Origin of the sequence: Streptomyces sp. NRRL S-920, from assembly GCF_000717945.1 — a bacterium.
Classification (GTDB): domain Bacteria; phylum Actinomycetota; class Actinomycetes; order Streptomycetales; family Streptomycetaceae; genus Streptomyces; species Streptomyces alboniger.
On the sequence record NZ_JODF01000024.1, the window covers coordinates 37235 to 58808 of the forward strand.

Annotated in this window: 15 protein-coding genes; 12 read left to right on the forward strand and 3 right to left on the reverse strand. The window is 71.7% G+C overall.

The features are described 5' to 3' along the window. Positions 1–26 precede the first annotated feature (26 nt). Positions 27–1208, reverse strand: coding sequence for an SMI1/KNR4 family protein (locus IG54_RS0118920; protein WP_234336246.1), 1182 nt, complete (start codon positions 1206–1208; stop codon positions 27–29). Between the two features lie 218 nt (positions 1209–1426). Between IG54_RS0118920 and IG54_RS0118925 the strand changes: the two genes are divergently transcribed. The 7 genes from IG54_RS0118925 (at position 1427) to IG54_RS39295 (ending at position 11094) form a co-directional block, all read left to right on the forward strand. Continuing rightward, a complete protein-coding gene (locus IG54_RS0118925) occupies positions 1427–3568 on the forward strand; it encodes a phosphocholine-specific phospholipase C (RefSeq protein ID WP_030785224.1) in 2142 nt (713 codons plus the stop codon). A 215-nt stretch (positions 3569–3783) separates the two neighbouring features. Further along, positions 3784–6060: an MMPL family transporter gene (locus IG54_RS0118930; RefSeq protein WP_030785227.1), complete on the forward strand. Its 2277-nt coding sequence runs from the start codon at positions 3784–3786 to the stop codon at positions 6058–6060. Beyond that, positions 6029–6604 (forward strand): GNAT family N-acetyltransferase, encoded by a 576-nt coding sequence (locus IG54_RS0118935; protein ID WP_030785231.1) that lies wholly within the window; start codon positions 6029–6031, stop codon positions 6602–6604. Before IG54_RS0118930 ends, IG54_RS0118935 begins: the two co-directional genes overlap by 32 nt. Positions 6605–6639: 35 nt before the next feature. Then, the gene (locus tag IG54_RS0118940; protein ID WP_030785234.1) at positions 6640–7212 is read left to right on the forward strand and encodes a hypothetical protein; all 573 of its coding nucleotides are present in this window, start codon (positions 6640–6642) and stop codon (positions 7210–7212) included. 210 nt (positions 7213–7422) lie between these two features. Next, positions 7423–7602 (forward strand): hypothetical protein, encoded by a 180-nt coding sequence (locus IG54_RS39660; protein ID WP_030785236.1) that lies wholly within the window; start codon positions 7423–7425, stop codon positions 7600–7602. 67 nt (positions 7603–7669) lie between these two features. Continuing rightward, positions 7670–10750, forward strand: coding sequence for a helix-turn-helix transcriptional regulator (locus IG54_RS0118950; protein WP_037897426.1), 3081 nt, complete (start codon positions 7670–7672; stop codon positions 10748–10750). Positions 10751–10830: 80 nt separating this feature from the next. Further along, on the forward strand, positions 10831–11094 hold the full coding sequence (locus tag IG54_RS39295) for a DUF6191 domain-containing protein (protein ID WP_051819661.1): 264 nt from the start codon (positions 10831–10833) through the stop codon (positions 11092–11094). A 1-nt stretch (position 11095) separates the two neighbouring features. On the opposite strand, the gene IG54_RS0118960 is transcribed toward IG54_RS39295, so the two are convergent. Continuing rightward, positions 11096–12256 (reverse strand): PQQ-dependent sugar dehydrogenase, encoded by a 1161-nt coding sequence (locus IG54_RS0118960; protein ID WP_106977040.1) that lies wholly within the window; start codon positions 12254–12256, stop codon positions 11096–11098. A gap of 80 nt (positions 12257–12336) precedes the next feature. Further along, a complete protein-coding gene (locus IG54_RS0118965) occupies positions 12337–13362 on the reverse strand; it encodes an aldo/keto reductase (RefSeq protein WP_030785248.1) in 1026 nt (341 codons plus the stop codon). Positions 13363–13479: 117 nt separating this feature from the next. On the opposite strand from IG54_RS0118965, the gene IG54_RS0118970 reads away from it, so the two are divergent. From IG54_RS0118970 to ilvC, 5 genes are all read left to right on the forward strand, one after another. Next, complete coding sequence (locus IG54_RS0118970; RefSeq protein WP_030785251.1) at positions 13480–14433, forward strand: 2-hydroxyacid dehydrogenase; 954 nt, start codon at positions 13480–13482, stop codon at positions 14431–14433. A gap of 344 nt (positions 14434–14777) precedes the next feature. After that, positions 14778–17798, forward strand: coding sequence for an EAL domain-containing protein (locus IG54_RS0118975; protein ID WP_037897428.1), 3021 nt, complete (start codon positions 14778–14780; stop codon positions 17796–17798). A 233-nt stretch (positions 17799–18031) separates the two neighbouring features. Further along, on the forward strand, positions 18032–19879 hold the full coding sequence (locus IG54_RS0118980) for an acetolactate synthase large subunit (RefSeq protein ID WP_030785257.1): 1848 nt from the start codon (positions 18032–18034) through the stop codon (positions 19877–19879). 27 nt (positions 19880–19906) lie between these two features. Further along, positions 19907–20434, forward strand: coding sequence for an acetolactate synthase small subunit (gene ilvN / locus IG54_RS0118985; protein WP_030785263.1), 528 nt, complete (start codon positions 19907–19909; stop codon positions 20432–20434). A gap of 103 nt (positions 20435–20537) precedes the next feature. After that, on the forward strand, positions 20538–21536 hold the full coding sequence (gene ilvC / locus IG54_RS0118990) for a ketol-acid reductoisomerase (RefSeq protein WP_030785265.1): 999 nt from the start codon (positions 20538–20540) through the stop codon (positions 21534–21536). Positions 21537–21574 lie beyond the last annotated feature (38 nt).

The following is a 21574-nucleotide window of genomic DNA, read 5'->3' on the forward strand; positions in this document are numbered from 1 at the left end:
TACCCGGAGGCCCGGCGAGAGCACGGTCACCCGGCCCCGCGCGGTCCGAACGGCTCGAAGAACATGTACTCCAACGGGTCCTGGTCCGCGCGCAGTCCGTGGAAGCCGGCGGTGGCCGGGCCGTCGCCGCGCAGCCAGTCCAGCAGCGTCTCGGTGAAGTTCCCCGGCAGCGGCGGGCCTTGGTCACTGTGGCGCGGATCGACGGCGACGCGCCACTTGTCGGGCTCTCCCTCGGCGCACCAGCCGATCATGTCCCCGTCGATGGTCGAGGCGAACGGCAGGAAGCCGCCCGGCTCCGGCCAGGCGGGCAGGGGGTAGTACTGGGGATGCCCCTCACGCAGGTCGCGGTAGCCCTCCAGCATCTCCTCGACGCCGGCCGCGAGCCCGCGGCGGCTGCGCAGGTCCAGGGGAGCGGGCATGTCGAGCCACCAGCTCCAGTTCCCCGCGCCGTACCGCTCCGAGAGCGCCACGAAGTCCGGGGGCAGCCGGGTGCCGAGCCGCTCGAAGACCTGCTCCCAGGTGCCCTCGCCCAGGTGCGGGTCGAGCGGCGGGGGTATCAGCGCGGTGACCGCCGCCAGGCCCTCGCCCTCGGTGAGCGCGGCGTGCTGGCGGGCGTCGACGTACGCACCCCGGGGCGGCGGGGACCAGGGGCGGGCGCCGGCCAGCGGCGCCCAGGCGCGGACGGCCACACCCTCCCGCGCAGCTGCGCTCTCGCGGGCGGGCGCCGACAGCACGTCGAGCAGCGGGACTTCGTAAGACACCCAGGGCTCGCCCTCGCCGACGGCGATGGACGTGGTCAGGAGCACCACCGGCCACGCGTCCGGGTCCTTCGACACCGAGGTGTCCCAGAACAGGTGGTCGCCGCCCGCCGTCGTGGCGAGGGCGAGGAGGCCGCCCTCCTCGGGCAGGAAGCGGCGCCGTTCCCGGGTGAACATGCGCGGCCGGATCGCGGAGTGGCGGTGGGTCTCGACCACCCAGGCCCCGTATTCATACCGCCCGTCGGCGCTGACGCACGGGGTGTGCAGGCGGATGGCCGCGACGCCGTCACCTATCTCGACCGGGCCGTACGCCGAGACCAGCGCCTTGTAGTCAGCCGGGAGGGGGACTTCGAGCCAGGCCTCCACCGCGGCCCAGTCGACGGCGGGCACGGCGTCGGGCGGCGGGCCGGCCAGGTCCGTGAAGGCGGCGAGGCGCGCGGTGATCTCCATGCCTCCGAGGATGGCACCCCCCACTGACAACGCCCTCGCGAAGGGGGCGCCGACGCGGCCCGCCAACGCCCGCGCGTCCGGGACCTTTTGGACGTTCACCCCGACTTTGACCCTCGGCCTTCACAAGGAAACCGGACGTCACTAGCGTCCCGGCGGAACAGGTCAATGGATCACCAGCGGACCATTGGCTGTCGGCCAGGACTACTGGGAGGTCGTACGTGACTCCGGAGATTTCGCGCAGACGCCTGATGGCGATCGGCGGCGGCGCGCTCGGCGCGGCCACCGCCGGTTCCTTCCTGCCGCCCTCGCTGAGGGAGGCGCTCGCGCACGAGCCGCCGCGCGGCGGCGGTCTCGACTCGATCGAGCACGTCGTGATCCTGATGCAGGAGAACCGCTCCTTCGACCACTACTTCGGCTCCCTGCGCGGGGTACGCGGCTTCGGTGACCGCAACGCCATCCGGCTGCCCGGCGGCACATCGGTGTTCGAGCAGCCCGGCGGTGCGCACACCGTCCTGCCCTTCCCCGTCCGCGAGGCCGCGAGGACGCAAGCCAAGGACCTCCAGTACATCGGCGACCTGGACCACTCCTGGAGCGGCGGGGCCAAGGCCTGGCGCGACGGCTGGATGGACGGCTGGATCACCGCCAAGACGGCGGCCACCATGGCGTACTACACGCGCGAGGACATCCCGCTGCACTACGAACTCGCCGACACCTTCACCGTCTGCGACGCCTACCACTCCTCCATCCACACCTCCACCAGCCCCAACCGCAACCACCTGTGGAGCGGGAGGACGGGCTACGAGGCGAACGGCAAGCGGGCCGTCGGCAATGACGCGTACGCCGAGGGCACCCACCCCGGCTACGGCTGGGGCACGTACGCCGAGCGCCTGGAGAAGGCGGGCGTGAGCTGGCGGACGTACACGGAGTGGGAGAACTTCACCGACAACCAGATCGAGTTCTTCACCACCTTCAAGGCCATCGCCCGCAAGGCCCTGGCCAAGACCGGCCTCACCTTCATGGAGGCCTTCTACGCCAAGGTGCGCGACACCAGGGACGAGGCCGAGCGCGCCAAGCTGCTCGCCACCCTGGACGAGGGCGTCGCCACGCTGAGCAAGCGCGAGCGGTCCCTGTTCGAGCGCGGGCTGCGGCGCGTGCCGACCGGCAAGCTCGTCGAAAAGTTCGCCGAGGACGTCGCGGGCGGCAAGCTGGCGAAGGTCACCTATCTGGTGCCGTCCGCGGTGGACTCCGAGCACCCCGGCGTCTCCTCGCCGATCCACAGCGCGACCATCGTCTACAAGATCCTCGACGCCCTCGCCTCCCACCCCGAGGTGTGGCGCCGCACCGCCGTCTTCATCAACTACGACGAGAACGACGGCTTCTTCGACCACGTCCCGCCGCCCGTGCCCGGTGGCGACTCCGCCCAGGAGAAGGAGGAGCGCTGGGAAGGGAAGCCGACCGGGCTCGGCATGCGCGTGCCGATGCTCGTCGTCTCGCCGTGGACCGTCGGCGGCTACGTCTGCTCCGAGGTCTTCGACCACACCTCCGTCGTGCGCTTCCTGGAGAAGTGGACCGGTGTCAAGGAGCCCAACATCAGTGACTGGCGCCGCAAGGTCACCGGCGACCTCACCGGCGCCTTCGACTTCCGGCGCGCCCACCGGCAGCCGGACGTCGAGCGGCCCGGCCCGATCCCGGCATTCACTGGACGCTGGAAGCCCCAGCCGCCCCTGAAGCAAGCCATGCCGGTCCAGGAGCCCGGTGTCCGGCGTGCCCGCCCGCTGCCGTACCAGCCCGACGCCGACGTACGCCCCGCCGAGGACGGCACGCTCACGGTGCGGCTGCGCAACGGCGGCAGCTCCAGCGCGCACTTCGCGCTCTACCCCTACGCCGGCGAGTTCCCGGTGCCCCAGCACCAGGACGTCGTGCGCAAGGGCTCCTGGACCGTGCCGGTGCCGGGTGACACGTACGCGTTCACCGTCACGGGGCCGAACGGCTTCCGGCGCGAGTTCGCGGGCGGCACGGCAGGCGGAGGCAAGGGCGGCACGGCGGGCAAGGGCGGCAGCGACGGCGGCGCGCGGCTCGCCTCCGCGATCACCCGCCGCGAGATCCACCTCACCCTGGCCAGTCGCGGCCGCGCGGATCTGGTCTTCACGGTCAAGCCGCTCGGATACGTGGACGAGGAGGACATCCGGCGCCGGACGCGGACCGTCCGTGTCCGGGCGGGCAGCAGCCGTACCGTCGCCTGGCGGACCGAGGACGAGCACGGCTGGTACGACATCGAGGTCACCACCGACCGCGACACCGCCTTCCGGCGCCGCCTCATGGGCCACATAGAGAACGGACGCGTGAGCGTCTCGGGCTGACGCGACGCACGCGCGGGTGCGCGGAGGTTTCCCGAGGGACTTCCGCGCACACCTTGTGCCCTTGTGAGTATGGCCACGAAAGGGACTAAGGATCACCAAGGGCTGTCAAGGTGTTTCTGGCGCTCATGTCGCCGCTATGCGTTCTTTGCGGGCTGTTCAGTTGATTCACTGCTGTTCCCGATAAAGATCCACGAATCACCCCAGGGAGCCAGTACGTGGGAGCACTCGCACGGTGGTGCGTCAGGCACCGTCTTCTCGCCGTTCTGCTCTGGCTCCTCGCGCTCGGCGGCACCGCGACCGCCGCCACCGTCGCCGGATCCTCGTACTCGAACGACTACGAGGTCCCCGGCACCGAGTCCGGCCGCGCGACCCAGCTCCTGGACAAGGGGTTCCACGGCCTCGGCGGCGACAGCGACACCGTCGTCTGGCACACCGGCCCCGATGCCTCGGGGCGCGTCGCCGCCGTCCGCGCCGCCGATGTCGAGCAGACCATGTCCGAGACCCTGGACAAGCTCGCCGACCTGCCCGCCGTGGCCTCCGTGACCAGCCCGTACGACCGTGAGGGCGCGGGACGGATCAGCCAGGACGGCCGCACCGCCTACGCCACCCTCACCTTCCGCGCACAGGCCGACGACCTCGACAAGGCCGACGCCCAGCAGGTCGTCGACACCGCCAAGGCCGCCGAGTCCGAGGGCCTGGAGGTCGAACTCGGCGGCACCGCCATCGGGCTCACCGAGTCCAAGAGCGCGAAGGTCGCCGAGATCGTCGGGGTCGCCGTCGCCGCCGTCGTGCTCTTCCTGGCCTTCGGTTCGCTCGCCGCCTCGGTGCTGCCCATCGCCACCGCGCTGGTGTCCGTCGGCACCGCGTACGCGGGAATAGTGCTGCTCGGCCAGGTGATGACCGTCGCCGACTTCGCTCCGATGCTGGGCACGCTGATCGGCCTCGGAGTCGGCATCGACTACGCGTTGTTCATCGTGACCCGGCACCGCAAGGGCCTCAAACGCGGCCTGCCCGTCGCCGAGGCCGCCGAGCGGGCGGTGGCCACCACCGGGCGCGCGGTCGTCTTCGCGGGCGCCACCGTCTGCATCGCCCTGCTCGGCATGCTCATCCTGCGGCTCAGCTTCCTCAACGGCGTCGCGATCGCCGCCTCGCTCACCGTGATCCTCACCGTCGCCGCGTCCGTGACCCTGCTGCCCGCGCTGCTCTCCTGGATCGGGCCGCGCGCCCTCAGCCGCCGCGAACGCCGCAGGCTCACCGAGCAGGGGCCGCAGCCGGAGCTGCCGACCGGGCTCGCCGCCCGCTGGGCCGCCTTCGTCGAACGCCACCCGAAGCTCCTCGGCGGTATCGCCGTCCTCGTCATGGCCGTGCTCGCGCTGCCCGCGTTCGCCCTGCACCTGGGCACCTCCGACCAGGGCAACAACCCCGCGACCGCCACCACACGGCAGGCCTACGACCTGCTCGCCGACGGCTTCGGCCCCGGAGTCAACGGCCCCCTGACCCTGGTCAGCCAGGTCTACGGCGCGGGCGACCGCAACGCCCTCGACGACCTCGGCACCACACTGGAATCGACCGAGGGCGTCGCCTCCGTGACCCCGGTGACGTACGACGAGAACGGCCGCACCGCCTTCCTCACCGTCGTCCCCGACTCCTCCCCCCAGTCCGAGGCGACCAGCGACCTCGTCGACCGGCTGCGCGCGCACGTGCTGCCCGCGGCCGAGGCGGACAGCTCCCTGGACATCGCGGTCGGCGGCGTCACCGCGAGCTACGACGACTTCGCGGAGATCATCGTCGGGAAGCTGCCGCTCTTCGTGGGCGTCGTCATCGGGCTCGGCTGCGTCCTCCTCCTGCTGGCCTTCCGCTCCATCGGCATCCCGCTCAAGGCCGCCGTGATGAACGTCGCCGCCGTCGCCTCCGCGTTCGGGATCGTCGTCGCGATCTTCCAGTGGGGCTGGGGGAGCGAGCTGCTCGGCCTCGGCAGGGCCGGGCCGATCGAGCCCTTCCTGCCCGTGATCATGGTGTCCGTCCTCTTCGGGCTCTCCATGGACTACCAGGTGTTCCTGGTCAGCAGGATGTACGAGGAGTGGCTGGAGACCGGCGACAACCGGCGGGCCGTGCGGGTCGGCCTGGCCGAGACCAGCCGCGTGATCAACTCCGCGGCCGTGATCATGATCTCGGTCTTCCTCGCCTTCGTCCTCAGCGGCGACCGCGTCATCGCGATGTTCGGCATCGCGCTCGCGGCGGCCGTCGCCCTCGACGCCTTCGTCCTGCGGACGCTGCTGGTGCCGGCCCTCATGCACATGCTCGGCGGCGCCAACTGGTGGCTGCCGCGGCGCCTGGACCGCGTACTGCCGCGCATCAGCATCGAGCCGCCCGAAAGTCGCTCGAATCCGCGCGGCGGGCGTGCGAAGATCCCCGAGCGTCGGGACGAAGACGCGGACGCACAGGGGCTGAAGGAGCGGGATGTTCGCGATATCGCTGGCCGAGGGCGCTGAGCTGCGGCCGCTCGAGCCGTGGCAGGCGGCGGAGTTCATCGAGCACGTCGACCGGGCGCGCGAGTACGCGGGGCCGTGGGTGCCCTTCACCGTGGACGTGAAGGACCTGGAGACGGCGCGCGGCTTCCTGCGGAGATACGCCGAGAGGGCGGCCGCCGACACCGGGCGCCTCTACGGCATCTGGCTGGACGGCACGCTCGTCGGCGGTGCCCTCTTCCGGATCTTCGACACCAGCTCCGAGAGCTGCGAGCTGGGCGTCTGGCTGGAGCCGTCGGCCGCCGGGCGCGGGCTGGTGAACAAGGCCTCGCGGATCGTCATCGACTGGGCCGTCGAGCAGCGCGGCATGCACCGCGTGGAGTGGCTGGTCTCGTCCCGCAACGACCGCAGCAAGGCCGCCGCCCAGCGGCTCGGCTTCACCAGGGACGGCGTGCTGCGCGAGAGCTTCCCCTGGCAGGGGGTGCGGCACGACATGGAGGTGTGGTCCGTCCTCGCTCCGGAGTGGCGGGCGGTGCGGGACGCGGGGGCGGCGCGGGACGCGCGTTAAGAGTGCTCTCAGACTCCGTCCGTACGGTGCGGAGCATGGGTACTAAGACAGATGACGCGGCCGGTGCCAAGGGTGCCGCCGAGGCCGAGGCCGAAGTCGAGGCCGAGACCGGTGAAGTGACCGACACCGGTGAAGTGACCGACACCGACGCCGAAACCGGCATTGAGGCCGACGCCGATGCCGACGCCGAGGCCGTCGCGTCCGCCGGCTCCACCGGCGTCGGTCAGGGCGCCGCCGCCGTCGTCTCCGCCGCGCTCGGCGTGATCGGCCTCTCCGGCGGCTGGCTCGGCACGATCGCCGGGGCACGCTCGAACATCATGGGGCAGCTGGAGACCAAGCAGTCCGCGAGCGTCTCCGACCAGCTCCAGGCCATGTACGGCGACTCCTGGCAGGCCACCGCGCTGGTCGCCGGCATCTTCGCGCTCTCCGCGCTGGTCATCGGCTTCGTGGTGCTGGTCAGGCCCGCGTTCGGCGCCCCCGGCAAGGAGCAGGCGCCCTGGATCAAGTCCGTGGCGTGGGCGGGCGTCGCGCTCGGCGTGATCGGACTGATCCTCGCCGTGGCCAAGTACTCCGACCTGCTGCTCGGCCTGCCGTCGGCACCTTCCTGAGGCACTGGGTCCTTACGTAAGGCAGGGGCGGGTCAGGGGCTAAGGCCCCCGGCCCGCCCCTCGTCGTACCTAAGGCCCCCCGCCCTCGGGAGATGCGGAACCCGCCCGATGCGGCGGACCCCTCTGGGAGACGAGAGTGGAGACATCGCAGAGAGCGACACCGGCGATGACCACCACAACGCACCACCCAGACAAGCCGAGGGGTACAAGATGTTCGAGTACGAGATGTACCAGATGCGCGCCGCCGACCTCGTCCGGGAGGCCGACCGCCGCCGCCTGATCCGCGAGGCCCGCGGAAACCGCGCCGCCGCCCGCCGCTCCGGCCGCGACGAAGCCGGGGGGCGGGTGAGCGTGCCCCTCTGGAAGACCCGCTTCACACGGGCCGCCTGAGGTGAACGCGCCGGCGCCGGTGACCGCTCCGCGGATATCGGGTGCCGCATCGCGCGATCTCTGTGCGATGCTCGCGGGCGTGCAGACCAGGTCCGTCAGTCCCGTGTTCGTCGGCCGCTCCGACGAACTGGGCATTCTGAACGAAGCGCTCGCCCGTGCCACGGGAACCCCGCTCGAAGGAGCCGGGAACCCGGGCACGGGTGAGCCGCAGGCGTTGCTGCTCGGCGGCGAGGCGGGCGTCGGCAAGACCCGCCTCGTCGAGGAGTTCGTCGAAGCCGCCCAGAAGCGGGGCGCCGTCGTCGCGCTCGGCGGCTGCGTGGAGATCGGAGCCGACGGCCTGCCGTTCGCCCCCTTCTCCACCGCCCTGCGCGCCCTGCGCCGCCAACTGCCCGACGAACTGGCCGCGGCCGCCGAGGGACAGGAGGAGGAACTCGCCCGGATCCTGCCCGAACTGGCCGGCGCCGCCCCCCACCCCAACGGACCCGGCGGCGGAAACGACGAGCAGGGCATGGCGCGGCTCTTCGAACTCACCGCCCGCCTCCTGGAGCGCCTCTCCCGCGAACGCACCGTCGTCGTCGCCCTGGAGGACCTGCACTGGGCGGACGCCTCCACCCGCCACCTCCTCGCCTACCTCTTCCGCACCCTGCGCGGCGGCCGCCTCGTCCTCCTCGCCACCTACCGCGCCGACGACATCCACCGCCGCCACCCGCTGCGGCCCCTGCTCGCCGAACTGGACCGGCTGCGCACCGTGCGGCGCATCGAACTCGGCCGCTTCAGCAAGGACGAGGTCGCCCGCCAGATGGCCGGGATATTCGCCGCCGAACCCGAACAGTTCCTGGTGGACGAGATATTCGAGCGCTCCGACGGCAACGCCTTCTTCGTCGAGGAACTCGCCGTCGCCACCCACGGCGGCAGCTGCGCGGGCCTCACCGACTCCCTGCGCGACCTGCTCCTCGTACGCGTCGAGGAACTGCCCGAGGACACCCAGAGGGTGGCGCGGATCGTCGCCGAGGGCGGCTCCACCGTCGAGTACGAACTGCTCGCCGAGGTCGCCGGGCTCGGCGAGGACGACCTGATCGAGGCCCTGCGGGCCGCCGTCGGCGCGAACATCCTGCTCGCCTCGCCCGACGGCGACGGCTACCGCTTCCGGCACTCCCTGGTCCGCGAGGCCGTCAGCGACGACCTGCTGCCCGGCGAACGCTCCCGCATCAACCGCCGCTTCGCCGAGGCCCTGGAGGCCGACCCGGCACTTGTCGCCGCCGACCAGCGCGCCGCCCGCCTCGCCACCTACTGGTATTACGCGCACGACGCGGCCAAGGCCCTGCCCGCCGTCCTCAGAGCCTCCGTCGAGGCCCGCCACCGGCACGCGTACGCCGAGCAACTGCGCCTGCTCGAACGGGCGATGGAGCTGTGGGACGACGCCCCCGCCGGTGTCCGCGCGGAACTGCGCCCCGCCGACTACGTCGAGGGCTACCCCGCCTGCGGCTGCGACCCCACCACCCCGCTGAGCTATCTGGACCTGATGGCGGAGGCCACCGTCGCCGGACGCCTGTGCGGGGAACGCGACCGCGCCCTGAAGAGCACCAAGCGCGCCCTGCGCCTCCTGGACGGCGAGAACGACCCCCTGCGCTCCGCCTGGTTCTGGGTCCAGCGCTCCCGCCTCGTCTCCACCCTCGGCCGCGGCGACGGCTGGGCCGAGATCGCCAGGGCTCAGGAGCTGATGCGCGGCCTGCCGCCCTCCGAGGTGCACGCGGACGTACTCGTCTACCGCGCCTCCTGGGGCATGCTGCACGACCCCGGCCCGGAGACCATGGCCGCCGCCGAACGGGCCGTCGAGTTCGCCCGCATGGTCAAGGCCGACACCATCGAGCTGAACGCCCGGCTCACCCGCGGCAACCTCCTCATCGAGGCGGGCGACCCGGAAGCCGGCCTCGCCGAGATGTACGAGGTCAGGGACCGCGTCGTCGAGCAGGGCCTGGTCACCGACCTCGGCCGCGCCCACATCAACCTCCCTTCCGCCCTGGAAGGCGTCGGCCGCTCCGCCGAGGCGGTGAAGGTCGCGATGGAGGGCATCGAGTTCTGCCGCAAGTACGGCCTGGTGGACACCGAGGGCTGGATCTGGGCCAACGCCGCCGAAGCCCTCGTCTCCCTGGGCCGCTGGGACGAGGCCGCCGAGGCCGTCGCCCACACCCACCGCTGCGTGCACAGTTCCAAGCCCCGGGGCTCCGCCGAGCAGTGCTCGGCACGCATGGCGCTCTTCCGCGGCGACCTCGACGCCGCGACCCGCCACCTCCAGGCCGCCCACCACCACTACGGCACCCATGACCCGCAGCCGCAGTACACGCTGCCGCTGGCCCGGATCGCCCTCGGCATCGCCGCGGCCGAGGGGCGCGTCCTGGACGGCCGCGCCCAGGCCGAGGACCACCTCGCCTCCGGGCTTCCCTTCGGCACCTACAAGTACGGCTGGCCGCTGCTGCTCACCGCCGCCGCGATGGAGGCCGACGCCCGCGGCCTGCCCGCCGCCGAACAGGGCCGCCCCGCCGCCCTCGAACGTATCCGCAAGGTGACCAGGTCCCTCGCCACACCGATTCCGCTCTGGCGCGCCTACGACGAGTGGACCCGCGCCGAACTGCTGCGCGCCGAGGGCCGTGACGGCCCCGCCGACTGGGCCGCCGTGGTCGCCGCCGTCGAACCCCTCGACCGGCCCTACGACCTCGCCCAGGTCCGCCTGCGCCTGGCCGAGGCACTCCTCGCCCCGGACGGCACCGACCGCGACCGCGCCGCCCACCTGCTGCGCCAGGCGGCCCAGGAGGCCGAGCGGCTCGGCGCGCGGCCGCTCATCGACTCGATCACCGGGCTCGCCCAGCGGGCCCGCCTCACCCTGCGCCCCGCCGAGGGCACGCCCGCCCCCGCCGCCCCCGCCGACCCCGTCGAGGCGCTCGGTCTGACCAGCCGGGAGCGGGACGTCCTGCGCCTGGTCGCGGTGGGCCGCAGCAACCGCCAGATCGCCGAGGAACTGTTCATCTCCCCGAAGACGGCGAGCGTCCACGTCTCCAACATCCTCGCCAAGCTGTCCGTGACCGGCCGGGGCGAGGCCGCAGCCCTGGCCCATCGGCTGCGGCTCTTCCCACCCGCGAGCCGCGGCTGACCCGCGCCTCTTCGCTCCCGGCCGGTTTCGCGGGCCCTCACTTACGCTTGACGGCAGGAACTCGGCTCCAGGGAGGCGCAGTGTTCAACGCGATAGAGGCTCTGTTCGCGCCGGGGCGCAAGCACACCGACGACGAGCAGAAGCGTCTGGAGATGACCCGCGTCGACCTCGCCGACGGCGATCCCGGACGCGGGCCGATCGATCTGACCTCGGGCAAGGTGGTCGTACGCCCACCGGTCCCGGCACCCCGCACGGACGGGACGCCGGACTCCGACGAGACGCCCGGCTCCCACGAGACGCCCGGCTCCCACGAGGCGCCCGGCTCCGACGAGGCCCGTGGCTGACCTACTCCACCTCCACCTCCAGGATCTTGTCGTCCCCCTTCTCCGGTGTCCCCCGCGAGTCCGTCTCGCTCGTCACCAGCCACAGCTTCTTCCCGCCCGCCGCGAGCACCGTGCGCAGCCGGCCGTGGTCGCCCTTCAGGAACGCCTGGGGTTCCGGCTCGCCCGTCACGCCCCGCACCGGGATGCGCCACAGCCGCTCGCCGCGCAGGCCCGCCATCCAGACCGAGCCCTCGGCGTAGGCGACACCGCTCGGTGAGGCCTCCGAGGTCTTCCACTGGGCGATGGGATCGCGGAACCCGGTCTTGCCCGCCTTGCCCTCGGCGTCCGGCCAGCCGTAGTTCTCACCGGCCTTGATCTCGTTCAGCTCGTCCCAGGTGTCCTGGCCGAACTCCGAGGCCCACAGCCTCTTCTGCTCGTCCCAGGCCAGGCCCTGCACATTGCGGTGGCCCAGCGAATAGACGGGGGACGCGTCGAAGGGGTTGTCGGGGGCGGGCTCCCCGTCCGGGGTCAGCCGCAGGATCTTGCCGCCCAGGGACTTCTTGTCCTGGGACAGATCCGTGTCGCCCGTCTCGCCCACGCCCGCGTACAGCATCTTGTCGGGGCCGAAGGCGATCCGGCCACCGTTGTGGATCATGCCCTTGGGGATGCCCTTGAAGACCGTGTCCGGTGCGCCGAGCTGCTTGCCGGACGGCTTCTTCTCGTCGTACAGCATGCGGGCGACGCGGTTGTCGGACTCCGTCGTGAAGTACGCGTACACCATGTGGTCCGAGGCGTACGAGGGAGAGAGCGCGAGGCCCATCAGGCCGCCCTCGCCGCCGGGGGAGACGCCGGGGACCTCGCCCAGCTCCGTCTTCTTGCCCGTCGTACCGTCGACGCGGGTGATCGTGCCCTCGTCGCGCGAGGAGACCAGAAGGTCCCCGCCGGGCAGCGCGGCGAGACCCCAGGGGGACTTCAGGCCCGTGGCGAGGGTGCGGGTGACCTTCGCCGAGCCCTTCTCCGGTGGGGGTTCGGCGCCCGGCTTCCCGGTGGGGGACTTCCGCGCGCTCTCCTTCTTCGAGGGGCTCTCGCGGTGGTCCGGGCCGTCCGTGCCGCCGGACGAACATCCGGCCGCGAGGGCGAGGACGGCAGCGGTCAACACGGCCGTGACAGCAGGTCGTTGCACGATCAGGATCCCTTCGACGCAGCGCTTGTCCTGTTCATACACCTCTCACGCCCCGCGGGTGCCCATCGCGGCGCGCCTCCTCAGTCCCAGGACCCCAGAGCCGCGGGCAGCGCGCCTATCTCCGCCAGGTCCACCCCGGTCAGCCGCACCTGGGCCGCCCGCGCGTTCTCCACCGCCCAGCGCTCCCGCTTCGCCCCCGGGATCGGCACCACATGCCGCCCCTGCGCGAGCACCCACGCCAGCGCGATCTGCGCCGGTGTCGCCCCGTGCCGCTCCGCCACCCGGCGCAGCCCCACCACCAGCGGCTGGTTGGCCGCCATCATCTCGGCGGTGAAGCGCGGGTGCCGGGCCCGCAGATCGTCCGGCTCGAACCCCTGACCGGGCGTCAGCGTCCCGGTGAGGAAACCATTCCCCAGCGGCATCGCCGCGAGGAAACCCACCCCGCGCGCCACGCACCACGGCAGCAGCGCCTCCAGCGCCTCCGGCGACCACACCGACAGCTCGGCCTCCACCGCGCTCACCGGAAAGACCTGCTGCACCCGCTCCAGCTGCCGGATCGTCACATCGTGCAGCCCGGCCCGGGGCCGCCCCGGCGCCGTACGCCGATGAGCGCGCGCTCCCACCGCACAGAGCCCGAGGGCCCGCACCTTCCCGGCGGCGACGAGTTCGGCCATCGCGCCCCACGTCTCCTCGATGGGCACCTCGGGGTCGGCGCGGTGCAGTTGGTACAGGTCGATCGTCTCGGTCTGGAGGCGCCGCAGCGAGGCGTCGCAGGCCCGCTTCACATAGCCGGGGCGGCCGTTGGCGACGATGTGCTGCTCGCCCACGAGCAGTCCGCACTTCGTCGACACGAACGCCTCGCCGCGCCGCTCCTTGAGCACCCGGCCGACCAGCAGTTCGTTGGTGAACGGCCCGTACATGTCCGCGGTGTCCAGCAGCGTGAGACCCGCACCGGCGGCGCCGGTGGCGTCCAGCGCGGCGTGCACGGTGCGCAGCGACGCGTCGCCGCGCTGCCGCGAGCCGGTGTATGCCCAGCTCATCGGCATGCAGCCGAGTCCGACGGCGCCCACCCCGAGCGCCCCCGCGCCGATCGTCCTGCGCTCCACCTGGCCGTACCCTCCCACTCCTCGTCCGGAGATCACCCAAACTATCCGCTGCCGCCCCGGCCCCGGGCGCGGCCTCCCGCGGGCCGCATGTGACCTGCGCGTATTAGCCTCCAGGTCATGACGACAGATGTATGGCTTCCGTTCGAAGCGCACGAGATCGAAGGGCTGCCCGGGGCGTCTGAGGCGGGCCTCAACTACCGCTACTGGGACGGCGGTCCGGACTTCCCCGCGGACCCGGCCGACTGCGCCTTCTATGTGGTGCCCTATCTGAAGGGCGACGAGGTGTCCGTCCGCCCCCTGCCCGCGATGACGTCCGTACGCGTCGTGCAGACACTGACCGCGGGCATCGACCACCTGGACTCGGGGCTCGGGTCCCTCGCGCCCGGCGTGCGGCTGTGCAACGCGCGCGGGGTGCACGAGGCCAGCACCGCCGAACTGGCCATCGGCCTGATCCTGGCGTCGTTGCGGGGCATTCCGCGCTTCGTCGAGGGGCAGCGGGCCGAGGAGTGGCGGGCCGGGTTCTATCCGGCGCTCGCCGACAAGTCCGTGCTCATCGTGGGCTATGGATCGATCGGTTCCGCCATCGAGGACAGGCTCACCCCTTTCGAATGTGCGCGGGTAGCGCGCGTCGCGCGCTCTGCCCGTGCCGCGGAGCGCGGCCCCGTGCATCCGCTCACCGAACTGCCGTCACTGCTGCCCGCGGCCGACGTCGTCGTGCTCTCCACGCCGCTCACCGAGGACACCCGAGGCCTGGTGGGCGCCGACTTCCTGGCCCGTATGAAGGACGGCGCGCTGCTCGTGAACGTCGCCCGCGGCCCCGTCGTCGACACCGGGGCCCTCCTCGCCGAACTGGAGTCCGGCCGCCTCACCGCCGCCCTCGACGTGACCGACCCGGAACCGCTGCCCGCAGGTCACCCCTTGTGGCACGCTCCTGGAGTGCTCATCAGCCCGCACGTGGGCGGCTCCTCGTCCGCGTACCTCCCCCGCGCCCGCCGTCTGCTGGCCGCGCAACTGACCAAGTACGCCACCGGACAACCCCTCGACAACGTCGTACGGATCACCGGCAGTTGATCACCTGGCGTCGTTTTGCGCACGCTCCGCACTCGAATGCGTGCGCCCCGTGTCCACTTCCCCTCCGGTAGTCACGGAGCGTAGAGGAGCTATGTCCCTGTGTGACGAGCCTGGTGTATCGTCCCGACAGGGGACGCGCCGTGGACCATGCGGCGCCGGGGATTGAGGCACGGACTGCGAGGGGGGCGACGGGCGATGTATGGCCTATGGGCGGACGATCCGACACGGCGGGACAGCCGCCGCCGACTCTCGCGCACGCCGATGCGCACACACCAGCGGCCGTACGGGCACGGCCGGCGCCTGGACCGCACGGACACGGGGGCGGCGCGGACCAGGGCCGTCCGGTGAGCGCCCCGCCGACCACGCCCGTCCTTCAGACGGGTCCGGCCACGGCACCGCCGCCCGCGAGGGCGCCACAGGCCCGCTACCCCCTGCCGGGCGGCCGCGGCCTCGCCTCCCAGCTCGTGCTGCTGCTCGTCTGCGGTGGGTACGCACTGGGCTCCGCGCTCGGCTGGGGCTCGGGCCGACTCGCCCTGATCATGGGCGACTTCGGCCTCAGCATCGCCGCCGCGGCCGCCGCGATCTCCTGCTTCCGCTACTCCCGCACCCGCCGCAGCCGCTTTCGACCCGCATGGCTGCTCTTCGCGCTCTCCTCCGCGATGGCCTCCCTCGGCAACGCCGTCTGGGGCTGGTACGAGGTCGTGCTCCAGCAGGAGGTGCCGAGCCCCGGCCTCGCCGACCTGTTCTTCCTGTGCTTCGCCCCGCCCGCCATCATCGGCCTGCTCGTGCTCGCCAAGCGACCGGTGACCAAGGCGGGCTGGGGCTGCCTCGCCCTCGACTCCTGGCTGATCGGGGGCTCGCTCCTCACGCTCTCCTGGAGCCTCGCCCTCGCCCACACCGCGCAGTTCGAGGGCCAGACCGTCGCGCACGCCGCGCTCTCGCTCGCCTACCCGCTCCTCGACATCGCGCTGGTCAGCATGGTCCTCGCGCTGCACTTCAGACGGTCATCCGCCAACCGCACGGCGGTGAACACCGCGATCGGCGCGCTCGCCCTGACCGTGATGTGCGACGCGGTGTTCACCTCGCCCCTGCTGCACGCCAGTTACCGCTCGGGCCAGCTCCTCGACGCAGGCTGGTTCGCCGGCTCGCTGCTCCTCGCGTACGCCCCCTGGGCCGCCCCCTGCCACGCGCGCGGGGGAGCCGGGCAGGACCACGCGCGCGGGGCGGCCCTCGCCGAGCCCGAGGACGCGCGGTCCGCGGCCACCCGGCCGATCGCCGGATCCCTGGCCGCCCTCACGCCGTATCTCGCCGCCGCCGTCTGCACCTTGGGGATCCTCTACAACGTCCTCAGCGGACGCAGCGTCGACCGCGTCGTGCTCTTCACGGCGGGCACCGTCGTGCTCGCCCTCGTCGCACGCCAGGGCATCATGCTCCTGGACAACATCACCCTCACCCAGGAGCTGGCCCAGAAGGAGAACCACTTCCGCTCCCTGGTCCAGGGCTCCAGCGACGTCATCATGATCGCCGCGCCGAACGGCATCCTGCGCTACGTGAGCCCGGCCGCGGCCGGGGTCTACGGCCGCGACGCCGAGGAACTGGTCGGTTCGGAACTGGCCTCGCTGATACACCCGGAGGACCTCGGCCGGGTCGTCCACGAGGTCCGCAGATTCCTCGCGGCCAACCCCGTGGAGGAGCCCACCACCCGCATCGAATGCCGCTTCCGCTCCGGCCACGGCGACTGGCTGAACGTGGAATCCACCGTCAACCGCCACCACGGCGGCCTCATCTTCAACAGCAGGGACGTCACCGAACGGGTCCGCCTCCAGGCGCAGTTGCAGCACAACGCCGAGCACGACCCGCTCACCGACCTGCCCAACCGCGCCCTGTTCACCCGGCGCGTGAGCCAGGCGCTGACCGGCCGCAGAGTGACCGACCGCGGCACGGCCGTGCTCTTCATCGACCTCGACGGTTTCAAGGCGGTCAACGACACCATCGGCCACCAGGCCGGTGACGAACTGCTCATCCAGGCGGCGCGCAGACTTCAGGAGGCGGTGCGTTCGGGCGACACCGCCTCCCGGCTCGGCGGCGATGAGTTCGCGGCTCTCATCGTCGGCGACGGGACAAGGGACCAGGCCGCCAGGGAACAGCACATCTACGAACTCGCCGACCGGCTGAGAATCACCCTCTCCCAGCCCTACGCCATCGACGGCAACGACGTGCGCGTCGCCGCGTCCATCGGCGTGGCCTTCGCCGAACCGGGCATCGGAGCGGGGGAGCTGCTGCGCAACGCCGACCTCGCGATGTACCGCGCCAAGGCCGCGGGCAAGGGCCGCGTCGAGCTGTACGCCCCCCAGATGCAGGCCGACGTCGCCCGCAAGGCCGAGCTGGCCACCCGGCTGCGCTCCGCGCTGCACGACGGCGAGTTCGCGCTGCTCCACCAGCCCGTGGTCTCCCTCGACGACGGCCGGATCACGGCGGTCGCCGCACAGGCCCGCTGGCGCTCGGCGCAGGGCATCCTCTTCACGCCCGCCGAGTTCCTGCGGGTGTCCGATGCCGGGGGCGGCAGGGACGCGGGAAGCGGCAGAGAGGGCGACCGCGCGGCCGAGCTGGGCCGCTGGATGCTCGAAGAGGCCGTCGAGCAGGCCGCCGAGCGCGGCCGCACCGGCCACGCGGTGCCGGTGGCCGTCCGGATGAGCGCCCGGCGCCTCCTGGACCGCTCCATGCCCCTCGGCTCCATCGAGGCGCTCCTGACCCGACACGGGCTGCCCTCCGGGGCGCTCATCATCGAGCTGGCCGACAGCGACCCCCGGGTCTCGCTGGACGACCTGGAGCGCCGTCTCACGGCCCTGCGCAGACTGGGCGTACGCATCGCCCTGGACGGCTTCGGCAGCGGCTATGCCGCGATCACGGCGCTGCGCCGGCTCCCCGTCGACGTACTGAAGCTGGACCGCGGCCTGATCGAGGGCGTCGTCGAGTCCGCGCGGCTGCACAAGATCACCGCGGGGCTGCTGCGCATCGCGAACGACCTCGGGCTGCTCTCCGTGGCCGACGGCGTCGACCTGCCCGAGCAGGTGATCGCGCTGCGCGCCATGGGCTGCACGCACGGGCAGGGCATGGCGTTCTCCGGGCCGCTCGACGAGTACCGGCTGCGCAGGGCCCTCGCGCTCGGCGAGTACCCCGTGCCCCGCGGCCCCGCGGAGCCGGTCCTGGCGGGCGGACCCGCGAGGACGTACGTCAGCAGCCCTCCGGGCGCCTTCGCGGTCAGCTCCCCGGGCGCCTTCGCGGGCGGCCCGACCGCGACGTACGCGGGAGGTCCTGCGGTCTACGCCCGTTCACATAATGAGACCCCCATCCCACCTACTTGACAGGTACTGCGTGCCGGGGGGAGGGTCAGAGCCATGCGCACCCGAATTCTCGTACTTGGAAAGCGCGTCGGCTGAAGCTGGGACCGACCGGTCCGAACACCGGATCCCAGCGACCGCACCCGGCGCGCTCCCCTCGCTTGCCTCACGGCACGAGGGGTTTTTTGTTGCACTGGCACCCGCCAAAACCCTGCGAAACCCCCGCGAAAACCCTCAGCTTCGAGAAGAGAATGCCGATGACCGAGCAGGCCACCGGGGCCCACCATCCGCAGCCGCGGCCCCGATCCTCAGGACAGCAGTCCGTCCCCGTCGAGCACGTCACGGGCGCGCAGTCCCTCATTCGTTCTCTCGAGGAGGTCGGGGCCGACACGGTGTTCGGCATCCCCGGCGGCGCCATCCTTCCCGCGTACGACCCGATGATGGACTCCACCCGGGTCAGGCACGTCCTGGTCCGGCACGAGCAGGGCGCGGGCCACGCCGCCACCGGCTACGCCCAGGCCACCGGCAAGGTCGGCGTCTGCATGGCGACCAGCGGCCCCGGCGCCACGAACCTCGTCACGCCGATCGCCGACGCCCACATGGACTCCGTCCCGATGGTCGCGATCACCGGGCAGGTGGCCTCCAAGGCGATCGGCACGGACGCCTTCCAGGAGGCGGACATCGTCGGCATCACGATGCCGATCACCAAGCACAACTTCCTGGTCACCAAGGCCGAGGACATCCCGCGCACCATCGCCGAGGCCTTCCACATCGCCTCGACGGGCCGCCCGGGCCCGGTCCTCGTGGACATCGCGAAGGACGCCCTCCAGGCGCGCACCACGTTCTCCTGGCCGCCGCAGCAGGACCTGCCCGGCTACCGCCCGGTGACCAAGCCGCACGCCAAGCAGATCCGCGAGGCCGCCAAGCTCATCACCGCGGCCAAGCGCCCCGTCCTGTACGTCGGCGGCGGCGTCCTGAAGGCTCGGGCCACCGCCGAGCTGAAGGTCCTCGCCGAGCTGACCGGAGCGCCCGTCACCACCACCCTGATGGCGCTCGGCGCGTTCCCCGACAGCCACCCGCTGCACGTGGGAATGCCGGGCATGCACGGTGCGGTCACCGCCGTCACCGCGCTACAGAAGGCCGACCTGATCGTCGCCCTCGGCGCCCGCTTCGACGACCGCGTCACCGGCAAGCTGGACAGCTTCGCGCCCTTCGCGAAGATCGTCCACGCCGACATCGACCCGGCCGAGATCGGCAAGAACCGCGCGGCCGACGTGCCGATCGTCGGCGACGCCCGCGAGGTCATCGCCGACCTCGTCCAGGCCGTCCAGGCCGAGCACACCGAGGGTCACACCGGCGACTACTCCGCCTGGTGGAACGACCTCAACCGCTGGCGCGAGACCTACCCCCTCGGCTACACCCAGCCCGAGGACGGCTCGCTCTCCCCGCAGCAGGTCATCGAGCGCGTCGGCCAACTGGCCCCCGAGGACACGATCTTCGCGGCGGGCGTCGGCCAGCACCAGATGTGGGCCGCGCACTTCATCCAGTACGACAAGCCGGCGACCTGGCTCAACTCCGGCGGCGCCGGGACGATGGGCTACGCGGTCCCGGCCGCGATGGGCGCCAAGGCCGGTCAGCCCGGCCGCACCGTCTGGGCGATCGACGGCGACGGCTGCTTCCAGATGACCAATCAGGAGCTGACCACCTGCGCCCTGAACAACATCCCGATCAAGGTCGCGATCATCAACAACGGCGCCCTCGGGATGGTCCGCCAGTGGCAGACCCTGTTCTACAACCAGCGTTACTCCAACACCGTCCTGCACAGCGGCCCCGAGGACATCGGCCCCAACAAGGGCACCCGCGTCCCGGACTTCGTGAAGCTGTCGGAGGCTATGGGCTGTGTGGCGCTGCGCTGCGAGCGCCCCGAGGACCTGGACAAGGTCATCGCCGAGGCCAACGCCATCAACGACCGCCCGGTCGTCGTCGACTTCATCGTCCACGAGGACGCCCAGGTCTGGCCGATGGTCGCCGCCGGCACCTCGAACGACGAGGTCATGGCCGCCCGCGGGGTCCGCCCCGACTTCGGCGACAACGAAGACGACTGAGCGAGAGCGAAAGAGAGACCACGCGCCATGTCCACCAAGCACACGCTCTCCGTCCTGGTCGAGAACAAGCCCGGCGTCCTCGCCCGGATCACCGCCCTGTTCTCGCGCCGCGGCTTCAACATCGACTCGCTCGCCGTGGGCGTCACCGAGCACCCCGACATCTCCCGCATCACCATCGTGGTGAACGTCGAGGACCTGCCGCTCGAACAGGTCACCAAACAGCTCAACAAGCTCGTCAACGTCCTGAAGATCGTCGAACTGGAGCCGGGCGCCGCCGTGGCGCGCGAACTCGTCCTGGCGAAGGTCCGCGCCGACAACGAGACCCGCTCCCAGATCGTCGAGATCGTCCAGCTCTTCCGCGCCAAGACCGTGGACGTCTCCCCGGAGGCCGTCACCATCGAGGCCACCGGCAGCAGCGACAAGCTGGAGGCCATGCTCAAGATGCTGGAGCCCTTCGGCATCAAGGAGCTGGTCCAGTCCGGCACCATCGCGATCGGCCGCGGCTCCCGCTCCATCACGGACCGCAGCCTGCGGGCGCTCGACCGCTCCGCCTGACCCGGGCCGCCCGGGCCCCTCTCGGATACCGAGACCCGACAACTTCCCTCGCCGAACCCGCCGTACGGTGGGACGCAACACCAGCACACATAGGAGATTCCCAGTGGCCGAGCTGTTCTACGACGACGACGCCGACCTGTCCATCATCCAGGGCCGCAAGGTCGCGGTCATCGGCTACGGCAGCCAGGGCCACGCCCACGCGCTGTCGCTGCGCGACTCGGGTGTCGACGTCCGCGTCGGTCTGCACGAGGGCTCCAAGTCCAAGGCCAAGGCCGAGGAGCAGGGCCTGCGGGTCGTCACCCCGTCGGAGGCGGCGGCCGAGGCCGACGTCATCATGATCCTGGTGCCGGACCCGATCCAGGCCCAGGTCTACGAGGAGTCCATCAAGGACAACCTCAAGGACGGCGACGCCCTGTTCTTCGGCCACGGCCTGAACATCCGCTTCGGCTTCATCAAGGTCCCCGAGGGCGTCGACGTCTGCATGGTCGCGCCCAAGGGCCCGGGCCACCTCGTCCGTCGTCAGTACGAGGAGGGCCGCGGCGTTCCGTGTATCGCGGCCGTCGAGCAGGACGCCACCGGCAACGGCTTCCAGCTGGCGCTCTCGTACGCCAAGGGCATCGGCGGCACGCGTGCGGGCGTCATCAAGACGACCTTCACCGAGGAGACCGAGACCGACCTGTTCGGCGAGCAGGCCGTGCTCTGCGGCGGCACCGCCGCGCTGGTCAAGGCGGGCTTCGAGACGCTGACCGAGGCGGGCTACCAGCCGGAGATCGCGTACTTCGAGTGCCTCCACGAGCTGAAGCTGATCGTCGACCTCATGTACGAGGGCGGCCTGGAGAAGATGCGCTGGTCGGTCTCCGAGACCGCCGAGTGGGGCGACTACATCACCGGCCCGCGGATCATCACCGACGCCACCAAGGCCGAGATGAGGAAGGTCCTCGCGGAGATCCAGGACGGCACCTTCGCCCAGCAGTGGATGGACGAGTACCACGGCGGCCTGAAGAAGTACAACGAGTACAAGACGCAGGACGAGAACCACCTCCTGGAGACCACCGGCAAGGAGCTGCGCAAGCTCATGTCTTGGGTCAACGAGGAGGCCTAGTCCCACCCGGGTCCGGGGCACCGCCTCGGGGCTCCGCC